Source organism: Stenotrophomonas maltophilia R551-3, from assembly GCF_000020665.1.
GTDB classification, from domain to species: Bacteria; Pseudomonadota; Gammaproteobacteria; order Xanthomonadales; family Xanthomonadaceae; genus Stenotrophomonas; species Stenotrophomonas maltophilia_L.
The window spans coordinates 1026563-1048409 of record NC_011071.1; the positions used below are offsets into that span (position 1 = coordinate 1026563).

The window sequence follows — 21847 nt, forward strand, 5'->3', positions numbered from 1 at the left end:
CTCGACTGCGGCCCTCGAAAACACCCGTGAACACGAATGTGAAAAACGGTTGACGGCCCCTGAAAATCCCCTATAATGAGCGGCTCAGCAACACCGGGCGGTTAGCTCAGCGGTAGAGCATTGCCTTCACACGGCAAGGGTCACAGGTTCGATCCCTGTACCGCCCACCATGTTGCAGAACGAAAGAAGCCTCCAGCAATGGGGGCTTTTTTGTTGCCTGGACATCAGTGCGGCTTTCCTGCAGCAGGCACCGTGCAGCGCCATCGTTGACGGCGCGATCCACCATCTCCCGCAACCGCGCGGCGCGCTCTGGGACGCACTTCACCGATGCGGGCAGAGGGTTCCATCCATGCGCTGTTCCGCCGCCCCGGGCAGGCGTAGTCTCAGCCTGTCGCCGTACCCATCCACGCTGGAGTGCCACCATGCCGCTCGCCCGCATCGATGTTCGCAAAGGTAAATCCGCCGACTACCTGCAGCGCGTCGGCGAAACCATCTACCAGGCCCTGCGCGCGGTGGGCGTGCCGGAGAACGATCGCTTCCAGATCTTCCAGGAGCACGCGCCGGGCACGCTGATCTACGATCCCGGCTACCTGGGCGTGGACCGCACCGACGACTTCATCTGCATCCAGATCACCTGGAACGAAGGGCGCACGCTGGAGCAGAAGAAGGCGCTGTACGCCGGCATCGCCGATGGCCTGCACGCGGCGGTGGGCATTCGCCGCGAGGATGTGTTCATCAACCTGGTGGAAGTGAAGAAGGAGAACTGGTCGTTCGGCAATGGGCAGGCGCAGTACGTGAGTTGATGCGCGAAGCGCATCCACGCATGGCGTGGATCTACACCTCGCTGCCGACCTGCTCGCCTTCGGTGGCTGCGGCACTGCGGGCCGCCTTCACTGCATCGGCACTGTTGGGTTGTTCGCACTCGATGCTGGTCACGTAGCCATCGTGGCTGATGTTGTGCTCGGCGCGCTTGACCAGCCACTGCCCATCCACGCCATCGCGGAAGCCCTGCATCACCACCGTGGCTTCGGCCATCAGCGTCTCGCGGCCGGGCAGGGTGTAGCTGAGCGTACGCGTCTGCCGGGCTTGTTCCTGATGCTTGGCGCGCGCTGCGGCTTCGGCGGCTTCGCGGTCGGCGTAGGCCATGCGCAGGCGCACGATCGGTTCACCGCTGCCCAACTTCACCTCCTGGCGCGTGGCACCACGTACATCGCGGTAGTAGGCAATGGTGGTGCCGGTTTTCTCGCGTGAGACGATGCTCACTTTGTAGCTGCTGCCATCGGCGGGGGTCAGGGTGACGTCGGGAATGCGCTCACCGCTGGCACTGGTGGAGTCGCCCCGTTTGACGAACATCAGGCGGCCGCCGCCCGGCTTGGCGATGGCATCGTGCTGCTTGGCCATGCGCAGCAGCAGGTTCATGTCCGATTCCTGCGACTGCACCGTCAGCGGAAGCACGATGGACGCAAGCGATCCACTCACGGCGGCGCTCAGTCCGTGCTCGGCGGCCATGCGCTGCACCATGCCACCGATCGTCGTGCCCTTCTTCCAGGTGCGCGTCTTCTGTGTCTGCAGCTCATTCTTGCCACCCTTGCTGGCCTCGAACGGCGCGGCGCGCGCGCGCAGGGTCATGCTGCCCGGGTAGCCGGAAATCTCCACTTCGTCGCAGATGTACAGGCCCATGCGCCGCACTTCACCGTCGTAGCCGATGAAGGCTTCCAGCTCCGCGCCTGCCGGCGGCAGCTGGATCGGATCGGAAGGATCATGGTCGGCCAGTTGCAGTTCCAGCATGTCCGAGTTGTTGTCGGTCTCGTCGGTGATCCGCAGCGACTTGAAGCGCGATCTGATGATGTCGGTGATGTCCTGGTTGTTGGCCACCACGCGGAAGGTAGGTGTGATGTTCAGTCCCACAGGGCCACCCCCTTGCGCTCGCTTGCTGGGCGCTGCACATCCGGCAGGGTGATCGCCATGCCCGCGGGTAGTACCGCGCCGCGTGCGGCAAGCCCCGGGTTGGCGTCGAACACCGCGCGCAGGATGGCCGGTGATTGTTCGCCATAGTGCGCATACGCGATGCGGTCAACGACGTCGCCGTCGCGGGTGTTATACGTTCGTGCCATCGCTGTGCTTCCGCAGGGAGAGGGTGAATTCTTGCCGCTGGATTCCCGCATCGACGGTGAATCCGGAGGCGGTGGCATCGATCTTGTCGATGACCCACAGGCCCAGGTTTCCGCCCTTGCCGGTCAGCAGCCGCTGGGGCTTGCCCTGTGCCGCCAGCTTGCGCAGCTGCGAGAGCTCATTGCCGGCACCCCGGAACTGATAGTGGATGATGCCGGGCAGCGTCATGCTGGCCTTGCCAGGGCCGGTGTACTGCAGGGCGGCCATCTGCCCGATGCGCTCCTGGGCTGCCCAGCCATATTCGTTGCTCTGCTGGATCTCCTGGAACACGGCGGTGTTGAGGCTGAACTTGAAGCCGCCCAGCATCAGCAGCACCGGGGCGTTGCCGGAGTCGTTGCTCTGGAAACTGGACAACAGCTTGTCGATGGATGCGGTTACGAACTCGCGCTTCATGCTTAGTTCCTGTCTGCCAGGCCGCCACGGGCAGCAACCGCGTTGCGGCGCTGCAGTTCGTCGGCCGTGCGACGTGCCACCGATTCGCTGGATTCACCGGGTTGCTGGTGGATGGTGATGTTGTTGGTCTGTTGTTGCTGCACGGTGGTGACACCGCGCGGGGAGGGCGATGGCATGTCGGGTGCGGTACGACCCCGAGCGGCCTCGCTGATGCCTCCCCATCGCTTGCGCGCCCCCGGCGCGTCCAACGTGGCGACGTCGCCGACCAGGCCCACGGCGTCATCCAGGCCACCTCGGCCGCCCGCCCGCATGTTGGTGTAACCCACCATGCCGTTGCCGATCGCTTCCGCACCACCGGCAAGCACCTCCTTCCCGAAGTCCAGGCCCTTGCCGACCAGCGCACTGACCTTGCCAATGCCTCCTTCGACGAACCCCATCAGCTTCTCGACGTAGGGCATGAGGAAATCCAGCTTCGGAACGAGCCAGTTGAACAGGGATTCGGCACCGGACTTGATCGCGGTCCACATCATGCTCATTACGCTGCCGATCCCGCTCGCGACGGTCGTGTACACGTTGCCCATCCAGACGACGTACTGCACCAAGCCGCTGATGAGCTGGATGTTCATTCTCAGGCCTTCCATCAGAACGGTACCGAGGAAGCTGCCGATCTGGGCAACGCGTGACAGTTCGTTGCCGGTGTACTGTGCAGGTGCAAGCATCTTCGACAGCCAGTCCCACGCCTGGCCGATCAGCCCGCTCATGACTTCCCAGGCGGGGCGCAGTGGTTCAACCGCGCGCATCAGTTCACCCATCGCCGCGGTGCCTGCACCGCTCAGGCCGTCCCAGACGCCGCCCAGGAATGCCTTGATCGGCTCCCAGTACTTGCGCACCAGGATGGCGCCTGCGGTGATCGCTGCGATGGCGATCGTGATCGGCCCGCCACCGATGGCCGCCACCGCAGTGGCAACCACACGGAAGCCCGACGCCAGGCGCATGGCCATCGGCCCGAAGCGCCCCATCTGTGCCAGCAGGCTGCCACCCCGGAACAGCTGGAAGGCCTTCTGTACGCCCAGGATCGGGCCCTGCAGGAACGTCCAGGCGTAGCGTGCGCCGAGCACCGCCGTGCGCATGCCCAGCATGCCGACCACGATCTGCGTGGCGTTGGCGATCAGCTTCGGGTTTTCCTGCACGAACGAGGTGACCCCGTTCAACAGTTCGGTCAGTTTGACCGCAGCCTCGCCCACCGCCGGCAGCAGCGCCGCACCGAAGGCCTTGGACAGGTTGTCCACAGCGATCTTGGCGCCTTCGATTTTCTGCGGATCGGTCTGCATCGCATCGGCATACGCCGCATCGGTGGTACCCGCCGATCCATTCAAGGCCTTGTCGCGGACGCGGATGTAGGTATCCCAGTTCTCGATCATCGGCTGGACGAAGTTCTTCGCCTGTGCATCGCTGAACAGGGTGCCGATCTTCTTCTGGTCGCCTGCGGTGGCCTGGATGATTCCCTGCATGGCCGCATCGAAGGGATTGCCACCGTCGGTCTGTGCGTCACCGATGATCTTGCGCAGATCCAGGTTGAGGCTCTTCTTCGCCTTGTTCTGCAGCTCCGGCGACAGGACGGACGACATGAAGTTCTTCATGTTGCTGGCGGCCTTGTCGGCGCCGCCGGCCGAATCCAGCGTGGCCTGCAGGGCGGCGCCGAGGGTGGCGGCCGCCGAGGTGCCCTGCAGCTTCATCGCTTCGAACGACGAACCCAGGGTGGGCAGCACTTCGGCCATGTCCTTCAGGCCCAGGCCGCCCTGCCGGCTGTTGACGACCAGCACATCCAGCGCGCTCTGCATGCGCGAGGGATCGATATTGAACGACTGCTGCAGGGCGGCCGCGGCCTGGGCCACATCATCGATGCTGGCGCCGGTGACGGTGGTGGTCCGCCCGATCGCGCCCAGGCTGGCCTGGGCTGATTGCGCATCCATGCCGGCGTCGATCATCAGCCTGATCGAGCGCTGCAGCGTGTCGGCGCCTTGGTTGGTTGCACGCGACTGTTCCAGGATGGCCTGCCCCAGTGCGCTCACCTGGGCCCGGCTGAGGTTGGCCGCCACGCCGATCTGCTGGTTCTGGCGAGCGAAGCCGGAGGCGTTCTCTACCGGCTTGGCCAGCGCGGTAACGGCCGTGCCAAGCGCACCACGTGCCTCGCCGAATGCCGAGCCGAGCTTCTCGCGCTTCTCCAGATTGGCGGTACGCTTTGCCTCGATGCTCTCCAGTGCCTCCTGCGAGGCACGCAGCGCGTCGACCTGTGTACGCATGCGAGCGTATTCCTTGCTCGTCGTGCTCAGACGGGCAAGCCTGCGGTCCAGCAGTGTCAACTCGGTGCCGATGCGCTTGATGCCATCGTTGGCGAAGGACAATGCGTCCTTCAGCGATTTGGACACCGAGCCGCCGATCGTGATCGTTGTCGTTTGAACGTTATTGGCCATGTACCGGCAACCCCTGAATCCACCAGATGAACTTCGACACCCGCAGCGTCATGATCTCGCGCAGGCCCCAGCCGGTATGTCCGGCCAGGGCAAGCACTCCCTGCCTGATCTGCGGCAGGGTCAGGTGGTAAAAAGTGCCACGCCTGCCTGCAGTCGGGCGTAGTCGCGCAGCGGCATCTTGCGCACGTCGTCCGGCGAGATCTCGCACAGGTTGGCGATCATCCGCACCTCACGCTGGGCGTCGCTGCCCTTGTCGTCCTGGTAGCGCTCCATGTCTTCCACGGTCGGTTCACGCATGCGCAGCACGGCGGTCTCCATGCCGTTGACCTGGCGCGGGCGGGTGAGGGTGATCTCGGCAAAGCCATCGCGCTCGATGACGGTGTCGGTGGGGGTCTTGGTCTTGCTGGACATGGAGGCGTTCCTGGAATTCGATGCAGTGCGATGGATGCGGGGGCGCGAGGCGCCCCCGGGTTCTTCGGTGCGGCGTGGGCTCAGATGCCCAGCGCGCCGCGGATGCCGGCCAGGACGTCGACGCCACCTTGGCGGGCGATCATGTTGACCACGTCGATCTCCTGCACGACCTGGGCGCCATGGGTCAGCTTGTAGTAGCTCAGCGCCAGGCTGACCTTGATCGTGCCCTTCTCGCCGACCTTGGTTTCACCACGGTCCAGCAGCTTCAGCTTGCCGCGCATGTTGTGCACGACCTGGGTCACTTCGCCGTCATCGCCTTCCAGCGCCTCGCGGGCGGTGAAGCCGTATTCCTTGCTTTCAACGACGTGGAACTTGCTCATGATCTCCGCGTCGTCGGAGGCGAACTCGACCTCGGCGGTCAGCTTTTCATGGCCGAGCACGATCTCGGTCGGGGCGAGCATGCCGCCGGCCTGGAAGTCCTCGGTCTTCAGCGACAGCTTCGGTGCGGTGAAGGACATCACGCTGCCGGCATAGCCCTTGCCGTCGACGTAGAAGTTGAAGTTTTTGCGGATCTTGCGCGCCATGCTTAGAAGATCTCCGAGACGTAGTTGTTGTTCATGTGCATGCGGAAGGTCAGCTGCTCACCCGGGTAGGTCGGGGTGAAGTCGAAGTCCCAGTAGAAACGGCCCTGTGCCACGCTGTCCGCTGCGTTCAGTTCCGGGTCGATCCAGCAGTTGCCGCCGAGGATCGCGCCCTGGGTCTTCAGGCCGCGCAGGAAGGCGTTGACACCCTCGCGCACGTCATCGACGTAGGTCTTGCTGATGCCGCGATCGACGGCCCACAGATGGGCAGCCTCGAGACTGTCGGCAATGATGTCGGCAGTGCGGACCACGCACAGGAACTGCCACTTCTGGTCGATGCTGGTGGTGCGGTTGCCCCAAAGGCGGAAGCCTCCTTCGCGGATGACCGTGGCCACGTTCGACTGGTTGAGCAGGTTGGCGCGGCTGGTCGCGTCGGACAGTCCGAAGTCGATGGCACGCGCGGTACCGACCACGCCGTTGAGTTCCAGGTTCGACGGCGACGCCCACCAGCCGCGTTCGTTGTCGCTGCGGGCGATGGCGCCGGCCACGGCACCGGAGGCGTAGCGGGTGACGATGGCCTCACCGGACTGCACCAGCAGCGCCGGGTCGACCACGTAGACGCGCTTGGAACCGGTCAGGGCGGTGGTGCTCTTGGCAGCGTCGTCGGTGCTGTTCGGGCCGTCCTTGATGATCACCGCGCGCAGTTTGTCGGCGATGCCGAGCAGTTCGGCCACAACCGGGTTAGCCAGTACGGCGTCCGGCTTGGCCGGATCGGTGGGGTGCACATGGGTGAAGCCCGGTGCGACCAGGATGCGCGGCTTGACGCCAACGATGGACTTGGCCGCCAGCAGGGCATGCACGCCCTTGTAGTCACCGGTCTGTGCGTCCACGCCGCCGAGCACGTTGGCCAGGGTGGCACTTTCGTTGGCGCCGTTCTCGACGCGGATGACGACGACGACAGCACTGGACTGATCGAAGATCGCATCGAGTGCGCCTGGCAGGGTGCCGGCTTCGGCGCCGGCCTTGGCCGACAGCTTGGCGGCCTGCGACGGTGAGGTCACCAGGACGGGAGTGTTGATGGGGAACGCTTCGGTATCAGCCAGCGGTGCGGTGCCGACGATGCCGATCACGCTGGTGGATGCAACAGCGATCGAGCGCGCACCGGTGTCGATGTTGACGACCTGTACGCCGTGGAGAAATTCGGTCATTCGGAGAGGTTCCTCGGTGTGGTGGTGTGCCTGCAGATGCAGGCGACGGGTATATCTTCGGAAAATGTGGTTATCGCGATAATTGCAGCGGTGGTCCGCTGATTGATCAGACCCAGCCGGAGGCGCTGACGCTGGCGCTGAAGGTGGAAACCTGTGCGTTCCCGCCGGCACGGCGCAGCGCGACGGAAATGCTGACGCTGTCCGATTCGTAGCTGGCGGACCTGGCAGGGACGCTGATCGACACGCCTGCCGACGGAGCCGCCGATGCCTGCACGAACGAGGGAGCACTCGTGCTGAAAGAGGCTTTAGCAGGCGAGGAGCCGGTGATCTGCACTTCGTACTCGGAAACGCTTGCACCTGCCGGAAGCCACCGGCCCGACGCTGCTACTGAGCTGCCTCCATTGCCGCCACCGGCAACGCCAGTGCGGATGGCATAGGTACCGTCGGCGTATATCAGGATTGAGACGGTTGCCGACACGGAGCCGGTGGAGTTGGTCTTGGCACCGTTGCTTGCCGAGTAGCCCTTGCCATGGAACGGCAGCCTGTAGGTGGCGCTGCCGCGAGCCGCCCACAGGTTGGACACGTCCATGCCATTGATGCGATGGCCTACGTCAGCACGCTTGCTGCCGTACTGGATGTGGGCATAGCGACGACTGAGGTCGGTGCCGCCTACACGCCGACCGCAATCCTGTGCGATGGGGCCTTCCACGTAGGGATCGAACAGATCGTCGAAATCGGCGCCTGCGGAGCGGTATCCACTGGGCATGTCAGCGCTCCGCTTTCAGCGCGCGCACTTCGGCGGCCAGTTCCTGGATGGCCTTGGCCATGACCGGCAGCAGCTGGTCGAGCTTGACCGATGCCACGCGCTCGCCCTGGAACTCGACACCTTCCAGGTCGACAGCTTCCGGGACCACTTCGGCCAACTGCTCGGCGACGAAGAACAGGCGGCGACGCCCGTCGTCGTTGTACTCGGGCTTGTAGTGGCCGGCCGCCAGTTCCATCTGCTCGACAGCGGCCAGGCCGTAGGGCAGCGCCCCCTCGATGTTCTTCAGCTTGCGGGAAGATCCGAAGTCGTAGCCACCACTCGTTGCCAGAGCACCGGCACTGGTCAACGTTAGTCGATCAACGCCTTGGGCGGTGGAAGACCATATCCGGAGTACGTTATCCGTGTTGTAGATATGGAATTCTCGGTTTGCGTTCCCGCGATCCTTGATGACAAACGCTGCGCTTGCGCCAGTGGAATTAATGCCCCCTACGAAGGTGTTCTCCCTGTACTGGATATTGCTGAAATTCGCACGCTGAGTCGGCGATCCACCATTGAAATCGTAGGAGTAGAGCGACAACGTCGCGTCAGCTTCCATCGCAGTTGCCCAACGGGTCACGTTGTTGGCCCAACCAAATCGCTGGTGCACGACCTGGGTGCTGCCCTGTCCCACGTACATGTTCAGCGTGCCACTCATGACGTCTCCGGCCTTGTTGACCTTGGCGGCAGGATCGAAGTTTCCGCTGGTCCAGATCGTGCCGCCTGCGTTCAGCGTCGCGCCATAGCCACCAGCGGAGTTGGAGAAGGTGAAATTGGGCCCATTCTTGAAGATGTATGAGCTGGTATCACCCAGGACCAAGACACCATCGTTGGCAACATTGTTCCAGCCGTAGGAGCGAAGTGAGTTGCCGTTTACCGCAACATGGCCGCTGAAGATTCCACCAGTTTTGTCCATCTTTGCATCGGGCACGAAGTTCCCCGCATGCCACATCGTCGAGCCGTTCCAGCGAGGAGCGTCCCCATGCTTGATGGTGATTTCGCTGCTGGCACTGCGGTCTGAGCTCCACACACGCCACAGGCTGGAGTTGCCCCAGCCACCGATGAAGGACTGCTCGGAACCGGAAACACCAAAGCCCAGCAATGGATAGGGTCCACTGATGAACTGCTGGTCGGTGAAGGTATTACCTGCCTTGGACGCCTTGCCATCCAGCGCTGACTGCAGCCCGGTCACGTCGGCGATCACATGCTTGTGGCCCACCGTGGCGAAATCACCGGCCAGCGCAAATGCAGAGGCGTGCTTGCCATCCAGGGTGTCAGCGTCCAGGCCATTGCCATGGCCGGTGTCCTTCAGCGCGGCGCTCTTCAGTTCCAGAGCCGTGCGGGCTGCTGCGGTGCTGGACGCAGCCAGCAGCGTCTTCGCCAGTGCAGTAGGGGCAGGGCCGCCGAAGCGCTTGTCGGTGAACGCACGCAGGCCGCGTGGTGTCACTGCGCGCTGGGTGTCTGCTGCGTCTTCCGCCTCGGTTGTGGTGGCGAGCTCGACCACACCCACGACCTCGGTGGTTGCAGGCGGATAGATGAAGCCGGCGTCACCGAACTGGATCAGCGTGGTGTCCACCTCGGTGAATCGGGTGTCGGTGGCAAGCAGCAGCATCGATGCGGCCGACTTCTCCATGATCGGATCGGCCTGGCCGTAGCTGGCGAACAGAGTGCCGTCAGCCAGGTACAGGCCGAACCCGCGCAGCGTGTAGGCTGTTGCGCTGTCGTCGCGGATCGTGACGTGCACGGTGTCATCGCCCACTGCCTGGCCGCCGAAGCTGGCCACACGCTTGATCTCGCCTGGCAGCAGGGTGAGCCCCGCCGAAGGCACGAAGGCGGTCGAGGTCAGGCCGATCTGGGTGATCAGGACGGCGTTGGTGCCGGTATTCGGCGGATTGACCAGCTTGGCGAAGCCGGCATCGGTGATTTTCAAGCGCATGCGGGGGTTACTCTCCGATCAGTTGAAGGCGGCGGAAGGCCGTGGCGTGGGCGGCTGCAAGTGCACCGATGGCGGCGTCGGCCTGCATGCCCTGGGTAAAGGTGAAATGCGAGCGCACCGGCTTGGTCCGGGTGATTTCGCCGATGACGTCCTCGACGAACATCGCCGTGGCGGACTGGCCATCCTGGTTGGCGATGGTCATCACCGCTTCGAAGGTGTGCGGTGCGCCCTTGGGCTGCAGCTGCCACCACTCGCGGATCAGCACCGAGCCACCGAAGGCGGCCACCACGTCACGCACGCTGCCGGCGGTACCCTTGCGTCGCTGGATGGCGATGGCCGTACGCACCCGGGCGCGCTTCACAGCTTCGGGCCAGTAGGCTTTCCATTCGTCGACCGACAGCGCCCAGGCCAGCCAGGGCAGCAGTGCAGCCGGACAGCGGTCGGCATCCCACAGTGCGGTGATATCCACCGGCAATGATCGAGCGACGATGGAGCCTGCCAGGCCACGTTCGGCGTGGGTAGCATTGGGCGGCAGCAGGTTGGCGGCGACCGGGACATTTACCCTGGCCTCGCCATCTATCACCATCCCCGGCATCGGCGCGGTGCCGAGCGTGACCACTGCGCCGGTATGGACGTAGTCGGTGATGACGGGGATGGAGGCGGTGGTGGCGATGTAACCTGTTGCACGACTACCGGCTTCTGCCTGGGCACCCCACACGTGGATGCGGGCGTCTGGCGCGAGCCCGGAGTTCGGGGCCGCCAAACGATCAAACACGATGCCCAGCCCGCGACCGGGGTCGCTGGGGCTTGGCGTGTAGGTGAAGGCGTGGCGCTGCCATTCCGTGCCTACAGCCAGGCGCGTCCGGCCTGCGCCGAGTGTACGCAGGCCGAAATCGACAGCGCAGGGCTGACTGGCGCGCAACCAGACACTGATGGTCGAAGGCGCTCCGTCGGAGTACGCGGAGCCATCGTCGTCCACCAGGCCGGTGAAGTTCTGGTTGGGGCCACCGATGGCGTCGGAGGCTGCGAACGAGAATGCCGTGCGGGTTCCATCGGGCGCGGACTCGCCACCCACCAGGCTGGCAGGCTTCCTGTAAAAGCCCAACCAGCTTGTGGCGCGGAAATCCTGCGATTGGCGCTGAAGATTGCGGCGTGGTTGGTTGAAAAGGCGCTGCCGACCCTGCCAATCGGTGCGGTAGACCGACAGCTCCGTTGCCAGTGCACCGCCCGGGTGGCGGAAGGTGCGGTTCTGCCCATCAATGGCGCCGCGGAGGCGCGCGCTGATCAGGCGGGTGGTGTCGTCACTCATCATTGCCGCCATGGGTCAGCGTGATGTTGCTGCAGTGCGTGGCCTGGGTGCGATCGACCACGATGTCTGTCGCCGGGCTGGTGATTTCCACACGTTGAACACCTTCGGCGTGCAGTGCGGCGAAAAGCCCCGAACGGGTAACGTCGCGGCCGAGCCGGTGCGACTCGCTGATGTAACGGTCCAGGCGGGTACGTGCTTCGGCAAGCACCACCTGCGAGTCTGGACCGGCAAAGGTAAACAGCGCGGCGCTGACCGAGTAGTTGACGATTGCCGCGGTGCGCACCAGGACATGATCGGTCAACGGTCGCACGTCATCCGCACTCAGTTTTGCTTCTACGACGTCGAGCAGGCCCTGGGTCGCGGTTCCATCCGCCTCGCGCGACAGCACCGACACCACCACCTCGCCCGGTGCGGGGCTGGTGGCACTCGCATCCAGCACCCGCGGGTCGGCGCTCAGCGCATGGAATACATAGGCACCTTCCGGCCCGGCCACGCTGAATCCTTCCGGCCCCAGCTGGATGCGGCGGCGGAAGTCCTCGTCATTCTCGTAGCGGGGCGCGATGCCCTGCTGCGGCTTGCCCGGGTCCAGTACCTGGCGGGCGATGCCGAAGATCGCAGCGAGGTGATCCAGATCGCTGCCGACCGCATAGGCCAGCATCACGCCACGCGCGGCGTCGTTGACGCGCTGGCGATCGAGCAGGCGCAGGTAGGTGCAGACCTCCAGGATCTTGAAGGCCGGGTCCGACGGCAGCAGCGCGTCGAAGGTGGGGTCCAGGGCCTGCAGCGCGGTCAGCGATTCATCGAACATGGCTTCGAAATCGAGCACTTCGATGACCGCCGGGGCGGGCAGCTGGGACAGATTGACACTGGTGAACGAGCCGGATGCCACGGTTAGCGAACCTCGATTCCTTCGATGGTGATGGCCTCGCCGTCCGGCAGGTGGATCCCGGTCACTGCCAGGATCATCACGCCGGGGGCGGGGAGGGAAACGTCGACGTTCTCGACGTGGAGACGCGGTTCCCATCGCGCGAGCGCGTCGACGGTGGCCGCGATCAGGTCCATGCGCAGCGAGCGGTTGGTCGGCGCATCGATCAGTTCAAACACGCGTGAACCGTATTCGCGGCGCAGTACGCGGGAGCCAAGGGGCGTGGTGAGAATGTCACGCACGGACTGGTGAAGATGGGCGAGCCCATCCAGTGATTTGCCGGTGTTGGCGTCGATTCCTCGCATGGCCTCTATCGTCGTGGAGTACTGGTTTTCAGGGCATTGCAGGCGTGGCCGCTCAAGCCTGGGCCGGCGTGGTCGGGGCGGTTGGGCCCTGTGCGGTGTGCTTGTGTGCCTTCAGGCCGATGGCGCCAGCCTTGATCTCGCCCGGTGTGCTGATGTCCTTGCCAGCGCTGATCGCGCCGCTGACATCCAGATCGCCGGTCGCCTTGATCGAGGGCGTATCGAGCACGATCGATTCGCTGGCGATCACCTGTGCATTCGCGCAGGTGACGATGACCTTGCCGCTGCCGACATGGACGTTGAGCGTGGTGGTTTCCTGGTCGTACTCGACGGTGCTGCCGTCGGCGAACTCGGTGCGTTGCCGCAGGCGCGAGTCGGCCGGCGGCGGAAAGCGGTCCTGGTACAGGCTGCCGAGTACCAGCGCCTGGCCGGGATCGCCATAGGGGCAGGCCAGTACGACCTGCTCGCCGGGTTCGGGGGCGCACCAGCTGCGTACGCCCGGGCCCGCGCGGCGTTCCAGCCAGGGAATCCAGTCGGTGAGCATGCCGTCGGCATCGACGCGAACACGCCCGTTCGCCTCGTCCAGCTCGCGTACCACACCGATCATCAGCAGGTTGCCGATCAACCGCGCGTGTTCGGCGCTCATCGTGCGCGCTCCGGCAACGGCTGGTAGCGGGACTCATGGGCACGGCCGATCTCCGGCGCGAAGCTGTAGGACGCCTGCGGCACCGCGCCACCGGCGTCATCCCACGGGTTGTCGCCCAACGCGACCGGCAGCGACCACTCGACGATCCAGGTGTGCAGGCCCGGCTGTGCCGCCGCTGGGACTTCGGGCAATGCTGCGATCACATCGATCGCGCCGCTGGCAACACCGGGAAAGCGGCCGAGCTGGTGCAACCAGGTCGCGAGGGCGAGGGCCGCGTTGCGCAGCTGCAGCGCTGTGGTTGCATCGGTTGCCGGCAGCACAATGCGTGCTTCGAAGCGCAGCGTGGCCTGCAGAAGGCCAGTGCCATCATTGTTGTCCCTGCTGCGGTCACAGCGGGTCATCGCCAGCAGGCAGGCCGGCAGGGGCATCCCCTCAGCGTTGGCGTCGCGATGGAACTCGACGCTTGCAAACCCCGGAAAGCGTGCGCGGATTGCGGCTTCGATCGCGGCAATCAGCGGATCGAGCGTGGGAGGGAAGGGATCGTTCGCCATGTCAGCTCATGCAAGGAAGGGAAGAAGGACGTGGCCTGTGCGGCGCGCGCGGTCTGCAGCCAGTGTTGCCATCACCGCAGTGGGGTGGCATTGCAGGCGTGGCCGTATCCGGCAGGCTCAGTGCGCGGAAGTGGCGCTGCTGCCGCAGTCGGCAGGTGCTGCCGGCGCGCCGCCATTGATGGTGATGCCGCGCTGGTTGCCGAGGCTGCACAGCAGCGCACTCAGCTGTTCGGCCAGCGCGTGGTACTGCTGTGCGACGGCAACGTGATTGCGCAGCAGCGCGTCATCGCTGCCCGCGTGCAGGTCCGGCAGGCGGGAAGGGGGCAGCAGCTGGGCGGGTGCGATGCTGAGATCAGCGCGGCAGGGCGTGGCCGGCGTTGGCCTCGCGCCAGATGCGCACGAACTCAGCGTCAGCGTCGCCGCGATCACGACCAGGAGTCTTGGCATGGGTCTCGATGTCCCGTTGCAGGATGTTGAACTGTTCGGTGCGCCGGACCTGGTGGGCCAGGCGCTGTGATTCGGCCTGCGCGCCTGCGGCGCTGTTGGCGAGGGCCTGCTGGTGCGCGCGCTGGGCTGCATCGGCGCGGGCCGCCTGCTGCGCTGCCCGGGTGGTGGCAACGGCAAGGTCCGCGCTGCGGTCGCGCAAGGTCCATCCCAGCCAGGCGCAGCTCGCGTGGCTACCGGCAAGGACCAGCAGTCCGATGCCCAACCTCAGTGCCCCGGGCGTCACTGCAGGGCTCCGCCGGCGGCACGGTACGCCGCGCGTAGCGTTTCCAGTGCGTGCTCCTTCTGGCCGTAGCCGGCGCCTGGCAGCGACGCCCAGATGCGCCGTGCCGCGGTGACAGCGGCATCGAAGCGTCCCAACCGGATCAGCTCGTAGGCACCGCACTGTTTCAGCAGGGCGACCGCCGCACGGTCCTGCGAGACTGGCCCGAAGTCAGGCAGGCCCAGGCGTGCGCGCAGGTCGTCCCAGGTGCTGCGCAGGAACTGGTAGCGGCCGGCGGCGCTGGATTTGATGCCGTAGCGCGGCAGCGACACCAGCACGCGGGGATGGTCGCGGTAGTCGCTGAACAGCTGGCCGCCGACGATGACGTCGTAGCCGCGGCCACGTGAGCGCTGGCCCGGAATGTCGGTGCCTTCGGACACGGCCAGCATGTCCAGGAACGCAGCGACGTTGGTGCCACCGAGGGCACTGGCGGCGGCGACGGTCATGCGGCCGCTCCCGGTTGCTTGCGCACCAGGGCCAGCAGGGCGTCTATCTGTACGCTCTGCTGGGCGATCTGTGCACGCAGGGCGCTGACTTCACCGCGCAGCTGCCCGATTTCCTGGGCCATTGCCTCGCGTTCGTGCATCAGTCCATCGGCGCGAGTACGTTCGGCCGCGAGTTGTTCCTGCAGGGTGCGCAGGGTGTTGTTGGTGGCTTCATCGGCGGTGCGGTCGACCTTGGCCGACGACAGCCACTGGCGCAGCCACAACGACACTGCAATCAGCACGCCCGAGGTCCCGCCCAGGTACTTGGCCCAATCTGGCACGCCGGCCAGCAGCTCGCTCTCGTTCATGCGCGTGCGTATCCCTTGAGCAGGGCCGGGTGGACGGCCGGTGGCGGCGCGGAACGCGCGCCGCGCAGGGCGCGCTTGATGGTTGTCTGTGAGACGCCGAACTCACGCGCGACATGCTCGCGCGGCATGCCGCTGGCGACCGCGCGGGCGATCTGCTCACGGCGTTCGTGCGCGCCGGCAGCGAAGCAGGACGCCAGGAACAACAGTTCGCCGCCGAAGTGCGCGACCAGCCGCTGGGCGACGTCGTGGCCAAGGATGTCGATCAGCCGGTGCTGGTCGGGCAGGGTGGAGGGGACGTAGACGATGACGCGGTGACGGCCGGTGGTGCTGGAGGTGGTCGGCGGCCACGCACGCACCAGCGTGAGGGCTGCGGATTCGCCGATGACCTCGGCCAGGGTCTGGATGCTGTCGGGCAGGGCGTTCATGGAGGATGTCTTCAGTGGCATTGATCTCCACTGTTGCCATCCCGCTCGTCCAGTCAACACCTTTCATCTACTTTTATATCTGCGCGCTGAAGACGTTCAGTCGTGCGCGAGGAAGGGTGAGGAGCACGACTCGCCTGCTTGCAGTGCGCCGCATCCGCTTGCACCGACCGCTGATGTTCTCCTGTACATCCGTACTCGTTGTCCTCATCTGGCAGGAACAGAGGCAGATCAAGGGGATCGGGCAGGTACAGGGTGAGGACGGCCACCCGCCACACAGCCTCATGCGCCGTGTACGGGCCTGAAACGAAAAAGCCCCGGACGATGCCGGGGCTTCAGGACTGCAGGAGGCGCTGGATCAAAGATCGAATACCAGGTTGCCGCCGGTCTTGCGGGGGATGTAACCGGCGTCGCGCAGCCAGCGTGCTGCGTTGACCTGGTCCATACGCTTGACCGGGAAGCGGTTGGCGAACATCAGGAAACGCGCCACGGTGATCGACTCGCCCTTGCCCTTCAAGGCAGCGAGGGTTTCGACGAACCACGGTGCGGGCGGCTGCTGGTTGCCGGGGCGGGCCACGGTACGCGCCTGCTGGGCGCTGCCAGCGCCTGTCCGGGCAGTGGCCAGCGTGCACAGCGAGATGAAGATCGCATCCAGGCTCACGTTGTCCTTGCTGCCCTTGGGCTGGGACTTGAACAACTCGATGGCCTTCAGGCGCGTCGACGTGAACTGTTCGACCTCCATGGCGTTTCCTCTTTGCGAAATGGGTTGGGGATGCAGAGTGACGACAGGTGTCGTCGGTGATGGGGGATGACCTTACATCATTCTCGTCGATGATGGGTCGGGGCCTGCGGTGGGTTCAGCGGATGGGGCGGGTAGCGGGTCCTGATTCCGGATCAGATCACACCGCGTGAAAGCAGCTGGTCCAGGGATCTGCGGACCAGATCGGCCGGGGTGCCGTCGTTGTCGACTTCGATGTCGACCAGTTCATGTGGCAGCGGCTGCTCGCTGGCATGAGGGTCGCTGCTGCAATGGCCCGGGCGGTTGACGCGGATCACGACACCACCACGACGCCGGATCGCGCGGGCCTCATTGGCGAAGCGGACGTCGGGTACCAGCCCGCCCTCGGGCAGGCGTGCGAACAGCGAGCGTACCCACAGCTCGGGATGGACGCGGTCACGCCCCCATTCGGTACCGCCGGTCTGCATCAGGTGGCGCGGGGTGAGTTCGGCCAGCCAGTCGATGGCATCCTCCTTGCGCCTGTCCAGTTCGTGCAGGGAAAGACCGAGGAGGGAGGCGACGAACTGCCGCAGTGGGGCCGCGAAGCTGTCGCGTGGCAGTGACAACGCCGACGCCAGTCCATTGGCGAGTGTGTCCTTGCCCGAGCGCTTGCTGCCGGCGATGCCGATGTAGAGCGGCACACGTGCGCGCGGCGCCGGCCGCAGGGCGATGCTGCCCAGTGCAGGGCCGGCACGGAACGCGGCCAGTGTGTCGGCAATCATGCGATGACCGCTGTCGAGGGAGGCGGGAATCATGCGGAATCTACTCCTGGAGAAATGCGGCAGGTGCCGGAGGATCAGGAATCGCGACCGGCGAGGCTGCGGGCGCGGAGGATGCGCTGGGTGATGCGACCGCCCCGGGCCGCCGCGGCGATCGGGTCAAAGCACAGCATGGCGGTGCGGGTACGTCGGCCGGCAGCGAGGTGGTCGCGGATGGTCCGCTCGGACAGCACCGGTACCCGCTGGTGGATCTGCTGCACGGTCAGCTGCTCACCTTCGAAGGCATGCAGTCGGGGATGAGGCATGGCGGAAGCGCTCCTGGAAGGTGGCGGGCCGATACAGCCATCTTGCCTCTGTAGATGCCCCTAGTCAACACCTTTCATCTACTTACGTCATGGTGCAGTTGGACGGGCGGGCTGGCGGTCCACAGCCGCAATGCCGCTGCTGCCAGGCGCTCACGCTCAACCGGGCCGCGTGCGGCCAGGACACCCTCGAGATACTGCTGGCGGTGCCGGCGCGAACTGACCGCCGTCCAGCGCCCGTCGCTGCCCATGCGGCGGTAGCCGTCCAGTTGCAACACGAGACGTGCTTCGCAGTGCAGACGCCAGTCGTCGCTGCTGCTGTCAACGTCGCGACCATCATGCAGGCGTGGCATCTAGAACGGCCCTGCCGCGTGCTCGGCGAGACTGCGTCGGCGCTGTGGCATCAGCCAGACCTTGGCCCGCTCCTTGCCCACCACGCGGGTGCGTACGCCATGCCGCTTCACCACGTAGGCGGCGGCCTCGTTCACCTCGCGACGGTTGGGCTTGTCGATGCCCACCGCGATGACGATTTCGGTGGCGCGGTAATGCGCGCTCCAGTGTTCGGCAGGGAGCGACCAGTCGAAATGGCGATCGATCAGTTCGGCGATGGGCGAGATGGGTTCGTGTTCGCTGTTGGTGGCATTCAGTGCATCCAGTTCCTCGGCACTCAAGTGCCAGGTCTCGCCGCTGCTGTACAACGCATGGGCCTCTGCCCACACCTGCTGCATGTCGATCCGCGCCGGTTCGCCCAATGCCACGGCGTGCACGGTCCACCAGCGGGTATTGCCGGTGGCATCGCGCAGGAAGCGTTCGTCGTTGACACTGGCAAACAGGATGGTGCGCCGCGCGTAGCGGGATTCGGTGCGCGCGTAGGGGCGGCGGATCTCGTCATGGCTGCGCGAGATGAATGATTTCAGCGCCGCGATATCAGTACGGCGGAAGGTGGCATCGACTTCGCCCAGCTCGACGATCCATTTGGAGATGACCTGCTTGACGCTGTCCTTGTTGGCCGGATCGAGCACCACGCCATCGGCGATCAGTTGCAGCTCCGCCGGCGCCAGCTGCCGTGCCCAGCGCGTCTTGCCCAGGTTCTGTTTCGAGACGAACGTCAGCACGCCGCGCGCGACCACGCCATCGGGTTCAAAGGCGGCCGCCACGCCGGAGATCAGCCAGCGCCGCATCAGAACCTCCTTCAGCACGCGTCCGTCGGCCATGCGCGTGGGCTGGGCTTCCTGCACGGTGTCGAAGAACGCCTGCAGGCGGCGCTGACCATCCCACGGCCGTGAGGTGATCCAGCTGGCGACCGGGTTGTAGGGATTGGCTTCGGCCACCTGGCACAGGTTGGTCTCGAAGCTGGCGGTGGCCATGCCGGCGCGGTGCATGCAATCCATCACTTCGCCAGCCGCGACTTCCTTGGCGTTGTCCACGGTCGTCTGCAGCCCAGGGACCAGAATCTCCAGATCCTTGCGGATGACGTTGTAGCGCACGGTCACACCGGTGCGGCGGCACAGCTCGGCCAGGTTGCGGGCCGTTGGCAACGGCCGCCCGCGCGCGCTGGTGTCGGGAAACGGGGTGAAGGCATCGAATGCGGACAGGTTGCCTGGCACCTGGTAGCGCGCGCTGCCCGATGACGGTGCATCGTCCTGCGCCACGTCGTCGCCTGCTGCGGGCGGCACGGGGGGCAACAGCTGGGTACGCACGGCGTCCAGCCCTTCACGCAGATGAAGGTCGTTGAAGTCGGTTGGACGGTCATCGTCGCCATGCAGCGCGGCGAACTCGGGCCAGGCCACGCGGGCATCGATGTCTGCGGCAGTCTGCGTGGCCAGGGTGACGCCAGGGTTGTCCAGCGGCTGCCGCGTCCACTGATCGTTGTCGGCACATAGCACGAACGACGCGTCCGGCATGGCGCCGCGCCAGGCCTGGCCGACCGGGCCGAGGTTGCCGGCATCCCAAGCCACTACCGCGCACCAGCCGGTGGCCTGGTGGATGGATTCGGCCGTGGCGTAACCTTCTGCAATGGCGATCGGCTGGCCGGGAACCGGCTTGCCGATGACATGGAAGCAGCCCTGCTTGCGGCCGCCGGAAAGGAAGTCCTTGTCGCGTCCGAGTGCCGGATCCATGCGTGGAAAGATCGCCTGCAACGAGACAATCCGGCCCGCACTGTTCATCACCGGTACCAGCAGGGCATTGTCGATGTGGCGGAAGACCAGGCCATCGCTGTTGCGCACCGGCCATGGCGCCACACGCAGGCCATGTGCGTGGATGCCCTTGCGTACGAGATAGGGGTGGTGGGCATCCGCGGGAATGGCTCGGTTCCACAGCACGTTGGCCACCTTGGCGGCGGCGTCCTCGCGCTCGCGCTGATCCCGTTCGCGCGCGCTGCGGGCCGCCTCCTGGCGTTGCCGGATGGCACGCTGCTCGGCGGCGCTCAACGTGGTCGGCGATTTCGCGCACCAGGCATGGCGGATGCCGGTCCGCCAGCTGCCGAACTCGCCGGCCGGCACGTTGTCGCCAAACAACACCGCCCAACCATTGCGCGTGCCACGACGGTCGCCTTCCACATGGAAGCGCACCAGCGTGCCATCGGCGTTGAGCGCGTCGCGGCCGCGCGCGTCCGGCACGATGCCGTGCGCGTGCATGGCCTGCAGGAACGCGGGAACGATGTCCTGCGTGGGATGCGGTGTGTGCATTCGACGGAGCCCCTGGGAACGTGGATCGGTCCACGGCGGCTGATGGCGGCCAACGTGCTGTGCAGTACCTGGCGTGCGCAGGCCACGCAGCGGCCGACCGACGCAGTGTGGTCAGGATGTGATGGGAGGTGGTGACGGTCATGGTGTCGGAATGGGGCTTCATTTGCAACACCTTCCGGCACCTTGCATCCCTGATCGCGATCGGATCGCCCGGTACTCGTTGGATCTGCGATGGCGTTTGCAGATCGCTGTGGTCGCGCCGACGCGTCGCAGTTGGCGAGAACCGGTTTTCGCATGATGCGATCGCCGTCAGCGACGGCCCTTTGTTTCTCTCCATCGCGCCTTCGGGCGCCCGTGCACAAGGAGCCTGCATGCCTGAAATCCACTGCAACCACGAACACCGATCCGCCGCGGAATCCGCGTCATTGACGGTCGTTGCGACGTTCTCAATCGGTGCGACCACCCCTCGATAAAATACGACTGGCATGACGGACACCATCGGCGAAGCGCAGGAACTGGAAGCGCGCCACCTGCAACGCGCATTGGCCCAGCACGCAACGCGGGCCAGCAGCGTTGCCCCTCTCACGCCCATTGGGGAATGCCAGAACCCGGACTGCAGCGAAGACTTCGACAACGATCCGGCCAGGCTTTTCTGTGGGCCTGCCTGTGCCGAGCGTTTCGAAGCCATCCATCAACACCGCAACGCATAGGAACAGGGGACATGTCTCTGAACAGCAACGACGCTGACTTCACCGAACGCATCGCCGGATTGTCGGCCGAGCTCGCCATGCTGGTGAGCCTGGTGGAGAACCACATCCATCTGCAGCTGGCCGATCTGGCGGATGCGGGGGACGTGGATGCACAGGAGCGATTCGCGGTGGCCGACCCGGAGCGCTGGTTGGAGAACGCCCGCAACAGCCTGCAGGCGGGGGTCATGTTCCTGGAGCGCGCGGTGCAGCAGCCGGCGCGGTTCTAGCGTTGCCGATCGGGGGCGGAAGGGGCCGGCCAGGCTGGGCGCCCTTCCGTCCCCTCCGGGGTGATCAGTGCGCCACGTGAGCGAGGCTGCGTCATAACGTCGCACCACCTGCGAAGCAACCCTGAACGTGGTCCAAGGTTGGCTGCGGCCCCGTAGAATGGCCACGTGCGCCGTTCTGTCCTCCACCGCCGGTTCCAGGCCCTGGCATGGCTCGCCATGCTGCTGGTGCTGCTCGCTCCGCTGGTGAGCCGCTGGCTGGCGCACGGTCACGTGGCTGCTGCAGTGCCCGTGGCGGCGATGGACCACGCGATGCACGCAGAGCATGCGCAGCACGCGATGGAAGGCCATCACGACCACCACGCGATGGCGATGCCGCACGGCGAGGCCGCAAAGAAGCCACCTGCCGATCCACACGCCGATCATGAGATGGGTGTGGACTGCGATTACTGCCTGATCGCTGCACGGCTGATCACCCTGTTGGTGGCGGCATTGTTGCTGTTGACGCCGATGGCACCGGTGTGCCGCGCGCTGCGCGGTGCGGTGCGGGCGCTGCCGCAACGGATCAGCGGCACATTGGGAGCGCGTGGGCCGCCGGCCTTCATGGCCGCCTGAGCCGCACGCGCGTTGCACTGATCTGCCTTCCATGAGGTTGCCGGCCACGGCCGGTGCCCGCACGCGCGTGTTTGTCCCT

The 21847-nt window shown here is 65.6% G+C and carries 28 protein-coding genes, 1 tRNA gene and 1 pseudogene; 5 read left to right on the top strand and 25 right to left on the bottom strand.

What is annotated here, in order from left to right; genetic code table 11:
- Window positions 1-95: 95 nt before the first annotated feature.
- A tRNA-Val gene (locus SMAL_RS04550) sits at window positions 96-170 on the top strand.
- A gap of 252 nt (window positions 171-422) precedes the next feature.
- Entirely contained in the window at window positions 423-803 is a 381-nt protein-coding gene (locus SMAL_RS04555; protein ID WP_012510224.1) for a tautomerase family protein, read from the top strand.
- Window positions 804-834: 31 nt separating this feature from the next.
- Here SMAL_RS04555 and SMAL_RS04560 read toward each other — a convergent pair whose 3' ends face one another.
- From SMAL_RS04560 to SMAL_RS04680, 25 genes and pseudogenes are all read right to left on the bottom strand, one after another.
- Window positions 835-1908 carry a phage late control D family protein gene (locus SMAL_RS04560; protein WP_012510225.1) on the bottom strand — a complete coding sequence of 358 codons (1074 nt, stop codon included), beginning with the start codon at window positions 1906-1908 and terminating at the stop codon, window positions 835-837.
- Entirely contained in the window at window positions 1899-2114 is a 216-nt protein-coding gene (locus tag SMAL_RS04565) for a tail protein X (protein ID WP_012510226.1), read from the bottom strand. The genes SMAL_RS04560 and SMAL_RS04565 overlap by 10 nt, the downstream gene beginning before the upstream one ends.
- Window positions 2098-2565 carry a phage tail protein gene (locus SMAL_RS04570; protein ID WP_012510227.1) on the bottom strand — a complete coding sequence of 156 codons (468 nt, stop codon included), beginning with the start codon at window positions 2563-2565 and terminating at the stop codon, window positions 2098-2100. The genes SMAL_RS04565 and SMAL_RS04570 overlap by 17 nt, the downstream gene beginning before the upstream one ends.
- A 2-nt stretch (window positions 2566-2567) precedes the next feature.
- Window positions 2568-5039, bottom strand: a complete 2472-nt coding sequence (locus SMAL_RS04575; protein ID WP_012510228.1) for a phage tail tape measure protein — start codon at window positions 5037-5039, stop codon at window positions 2568-2570.
- Between the two features lie 120 nt (window positions 5040-5159).
- Entirely contained in the window at window positions 5160-5450 is a 291-nt protein-coding gene (locus tag SMAL_RS04580) for a phage tail assembly protein (RefSeq protein WP_005412456.1), read from the bottom strand.
- Window positions 5451-5530: 80 nt separating this feature from the next.
- On the bottom strand, window positions 5531-6034 hold the full coding sequence (locus SMAL_RS04585) for a phage major tail tube protein (protein ID WP_012510229.1): 504 nt from the start codon (window positions 6032-6034) through the stop codon (window positions 5531-5533).
- 2 nt (window positions 6035-6036) lie between these two features.
- Complete coding sequence (locus SMAL_RS04590; RefSeq protein ID WP_012510230.1) at window positions 6037-7239, bottom strand: phage tail sheath C-terminal domain-containing protein; 1203 nt, start codon at window positions 7237-7239, stop codon at window positions 6037-6039.
- Window positions 7240-7345: 106 nt separating this feature from the next.
- Window positions 7346-8005: a hypothetical protein gene (locus SMAL_RS04595; protein WP_012510231.1), complete on the bottom strand. Its 660-nt coding sequence runs from the start codon at window positions 8003-8005 to the stop codon at window positions 7346-7348.
- 1 nt (window position 8006) lies between these two features.
- A complete protein-coding gene (locus SMAL_RS04600; protein WP_012510232.1) occupies window positions 8007-9977 on the bottom strand; it encodes a tail fiber domain-containing protein in 1971 nt (656 codons plus the stop codon).
- A gap of 7 nt (window positions 9978-9984) precedes the next feature.
- The gene (locus tag SMAL_RS21080; protein ID WP_198283154.1) at window positions 9985-10563 is read right to left on the bottom strand and encodes a phage tail protein I; all 579 of its coding nucleotides are present in this window, start codon (window positions 10561-10563) and stop codon (window positions 9985-9987) included.
- A gap of 81 nt (window positions 10564-10644) precedes the next feature.
- A pseudogene (locus SMAL_RS21325) lies at window positions 10645-11298 on the bottom strand (phage head spike fiber domain-containing protein); the annotation flags it as partial.
- Complete coding sequence (locus tag SMAL_RS04610) at window positions 11279-12175, bottom strand: baseplate assembly protein (RefSeq protein WP_012510234.1); 897 nt, start codon at window positions 12173-12175, stop codon at window positions 11279-11281. The gene SMAL_RS04610 and the pseudogene SMAL_RS21325, both read right to left, overlap by 20 nt.
- A gap of 2 nt (window positions 12176-12177) precedes the next feature.
- Window positions 12178-12516: a GPW/gp25 family protein gene (locus SMAL_RS04615; protein ID WP_005408332.1), complete on the bottom strand. Its 339-nt coding sequence runs from the start codon at window positions 12514-12516 to the stop codon at window positions 12178-12180.
- 52 nt (window positions 12517-12568) lie between these two features.
- Window positions 12569-13159 carry a phage baseplate assembly protein V gene (locus SMAL_RS04620; protein WP_012510235.1) on the bottom strand — a complete coding sequence of 197 codons (591 nt, stop codon included), beginning with the start codon at window positions 13157-13159 and terminating at the stop codon, window positions 12569-12571.
- The gene (locus SMAL_RS04625; RefSeq protein WP_012510236.1) at window positions 13156-13710 is read right to left on the bottom strand and encodes a hypothetical protein; all 555 of its coding nucleotides are present in this window, start codon (window positions 13708-13710) and stop codon (window positions 13156-13158) included. The genes SMAL_RS04620 and SMAL_RS04625 overlap by 4 nt, the downstream gene beginning before the upstream one ends.
- Window positions 13711-13827: 117 nt before the next feature.
- The gene (locus SMAL_RS20965; protein WP_041864478.1) at window positions 13828-14139 is read right to left on the bottom strand and encodes a hypothetical protein; all 312 of its coding nucleotides are present in this window, start codon (window positions 14137-14139) and stop codon (window positions 13828-13830) included.
- Window positions 14063-14356, bottom strand: a complete 294-nt coding sequence (locus SMAL_RS04635) for a hypothetical protein (protein ID WP_232274010.1) — start codon at window positions 14354-14356, stop codon at window positions 14063-14065. The genes SMAL_RS20965 and SMAL_RS04635 overlap by 77 nt, the downstream gene beginning before the upstream one ends.
- A gap of 80 nt (window positions 14357-14436) precedes the next feature.
- Window positions 14437-14922: a glycoside hydrolase family 24 protein gene (locus SMAL_RS04640; RefSeq protein ID WP_012510238.1), complete on the bottom strand. Its 486-nt coding sequence runs from the start codon at window positions 14920-14922 to the stop codon at window positions 14437-14439.
- Window positions 14919-15269, bottom strand: a complete 351-nt coding sequence (locus SMAL_RS04645; RefSeq protein WP_012510239.1) for a hypothetical protein — start codon at window positions 15267-15269, stop codon at window positions 14919-14921. The genes SMAL_RS04640 and SMAL_RS04645 overlap by 4 nt, the downstream gene beginning before the upstream one ends.
- On the bottom strand, window positions 15266-15694 hold the full coding sequence (locus tag SMAL_RS04650; RefSeq protein WP_232274011.1) for a Mor transcription activator family protein: 429 nt from the start codon (window positions 15692-15694) through the stop codon (window positions 15266-15268). The genes SMAL_RS04645 and SMAL_RS04650 overlap by 4 nt, the downstream gene beginning before the upstream one ends.
- Before the next feature lie 355 nt (window positions 15695-16049).
- Entirely contained in the window at window positions 16050-16433 is a 384-nt protein-coding gene (locus tag SMAL_RS04660) for a hypothetical protein (protein WP_012510241.1), read from the bottom strand.
- Between the two features lie 152 nt (window positions 16434-16585).
- Window positions 16586-17224, bottom strand: a complete 639-nt coding sequence (locus tag SMAL_RS04665) for a deoxynucleotide monophosphate kinase family protein (RefSeq protein WP_012510242.1) — start codon at window positions 17222-17224, stop codon at window positions 16586-16588.
- A 41-nt stretch (window positions 17225-17265) separates the two neighbouring features.
- Window positions 17266-17493, bottom strand: a complete 228-nt coding sequence (locus SMAL_RS04670; RefSeq protein WP_012510243.1) for a hypothetical protein — start codon at window positions 17491-17493, stop codon at window positions 17266-17268.
- A 74-nt stretch (window positions 17494-17567) separates the two neighbouring features.
- Window positions 17568-17843, bottom strand: a complete 276-nt coding sequence (locus tag SMAL_RS04675; protein WP_012510244.1) for a DUF7696 family protein — start codon at window positions 17841-17843, stop codon at window positions 17568-17570.
- Window positions 17844-20180 carry a VapE domain-containing protein gene (locus tag SMAL_RS04680; RefSeq protein ID WP_012510245.1) on the bottom strand — a complete coding sequence of 779 codons (2337 nt, stop codon included), beginning with the start codon at window positions 20178-20180 and terminating at the stop codon, window positions 17844-17846. It abuts the gene before it with no gap.
- A 485-nt stretch (window positions 20181-20665) separates the two neighbouring features.
- Here SMAL_RS04680 and SMAL_RS04685 point away from each other — a divergent pair, with 485 nt between their 5' ends.
- From SMAL_RS04685 to SMAL_RS04695, 3 genes are all read left to right on the top strand, one after another.
- Window positions 20666-20890, top strand: coding sequence for a hypothetical protein (locus tag SMAL_RS04685; protein WP_012510246.1), 225 nt, complete (start codon window positions 20666-20668; stop codon window positions 20888-20890).
- An 11-nt stretch (window positions 20891-20901) separates the two neighbouring features.
- Complete coding sequence (locus tag SMAL_RS04690) at window positions 20902-21156, top strand: hypothetical protein (RefSeq protein ID WP_012510247.1); 255 nt, start codon at window positions 20902-20904, stop codon at window positions 21154-21156.
- A gap of 216 nt (window positions 21157-21372) precedes the next feature.
- Complete coding sequence (locus tag SMAL_RS04695) at window positions 21373-21768, top strand: DUF2946 family protein (protein WP_012510248.1); 396 nt, start codon at window positions 21373-21375, stop codon at window positions 21766-21768.
- The last annotated feature ends 79 nt before the right edge of the window (window positions 21769-21847 follow it).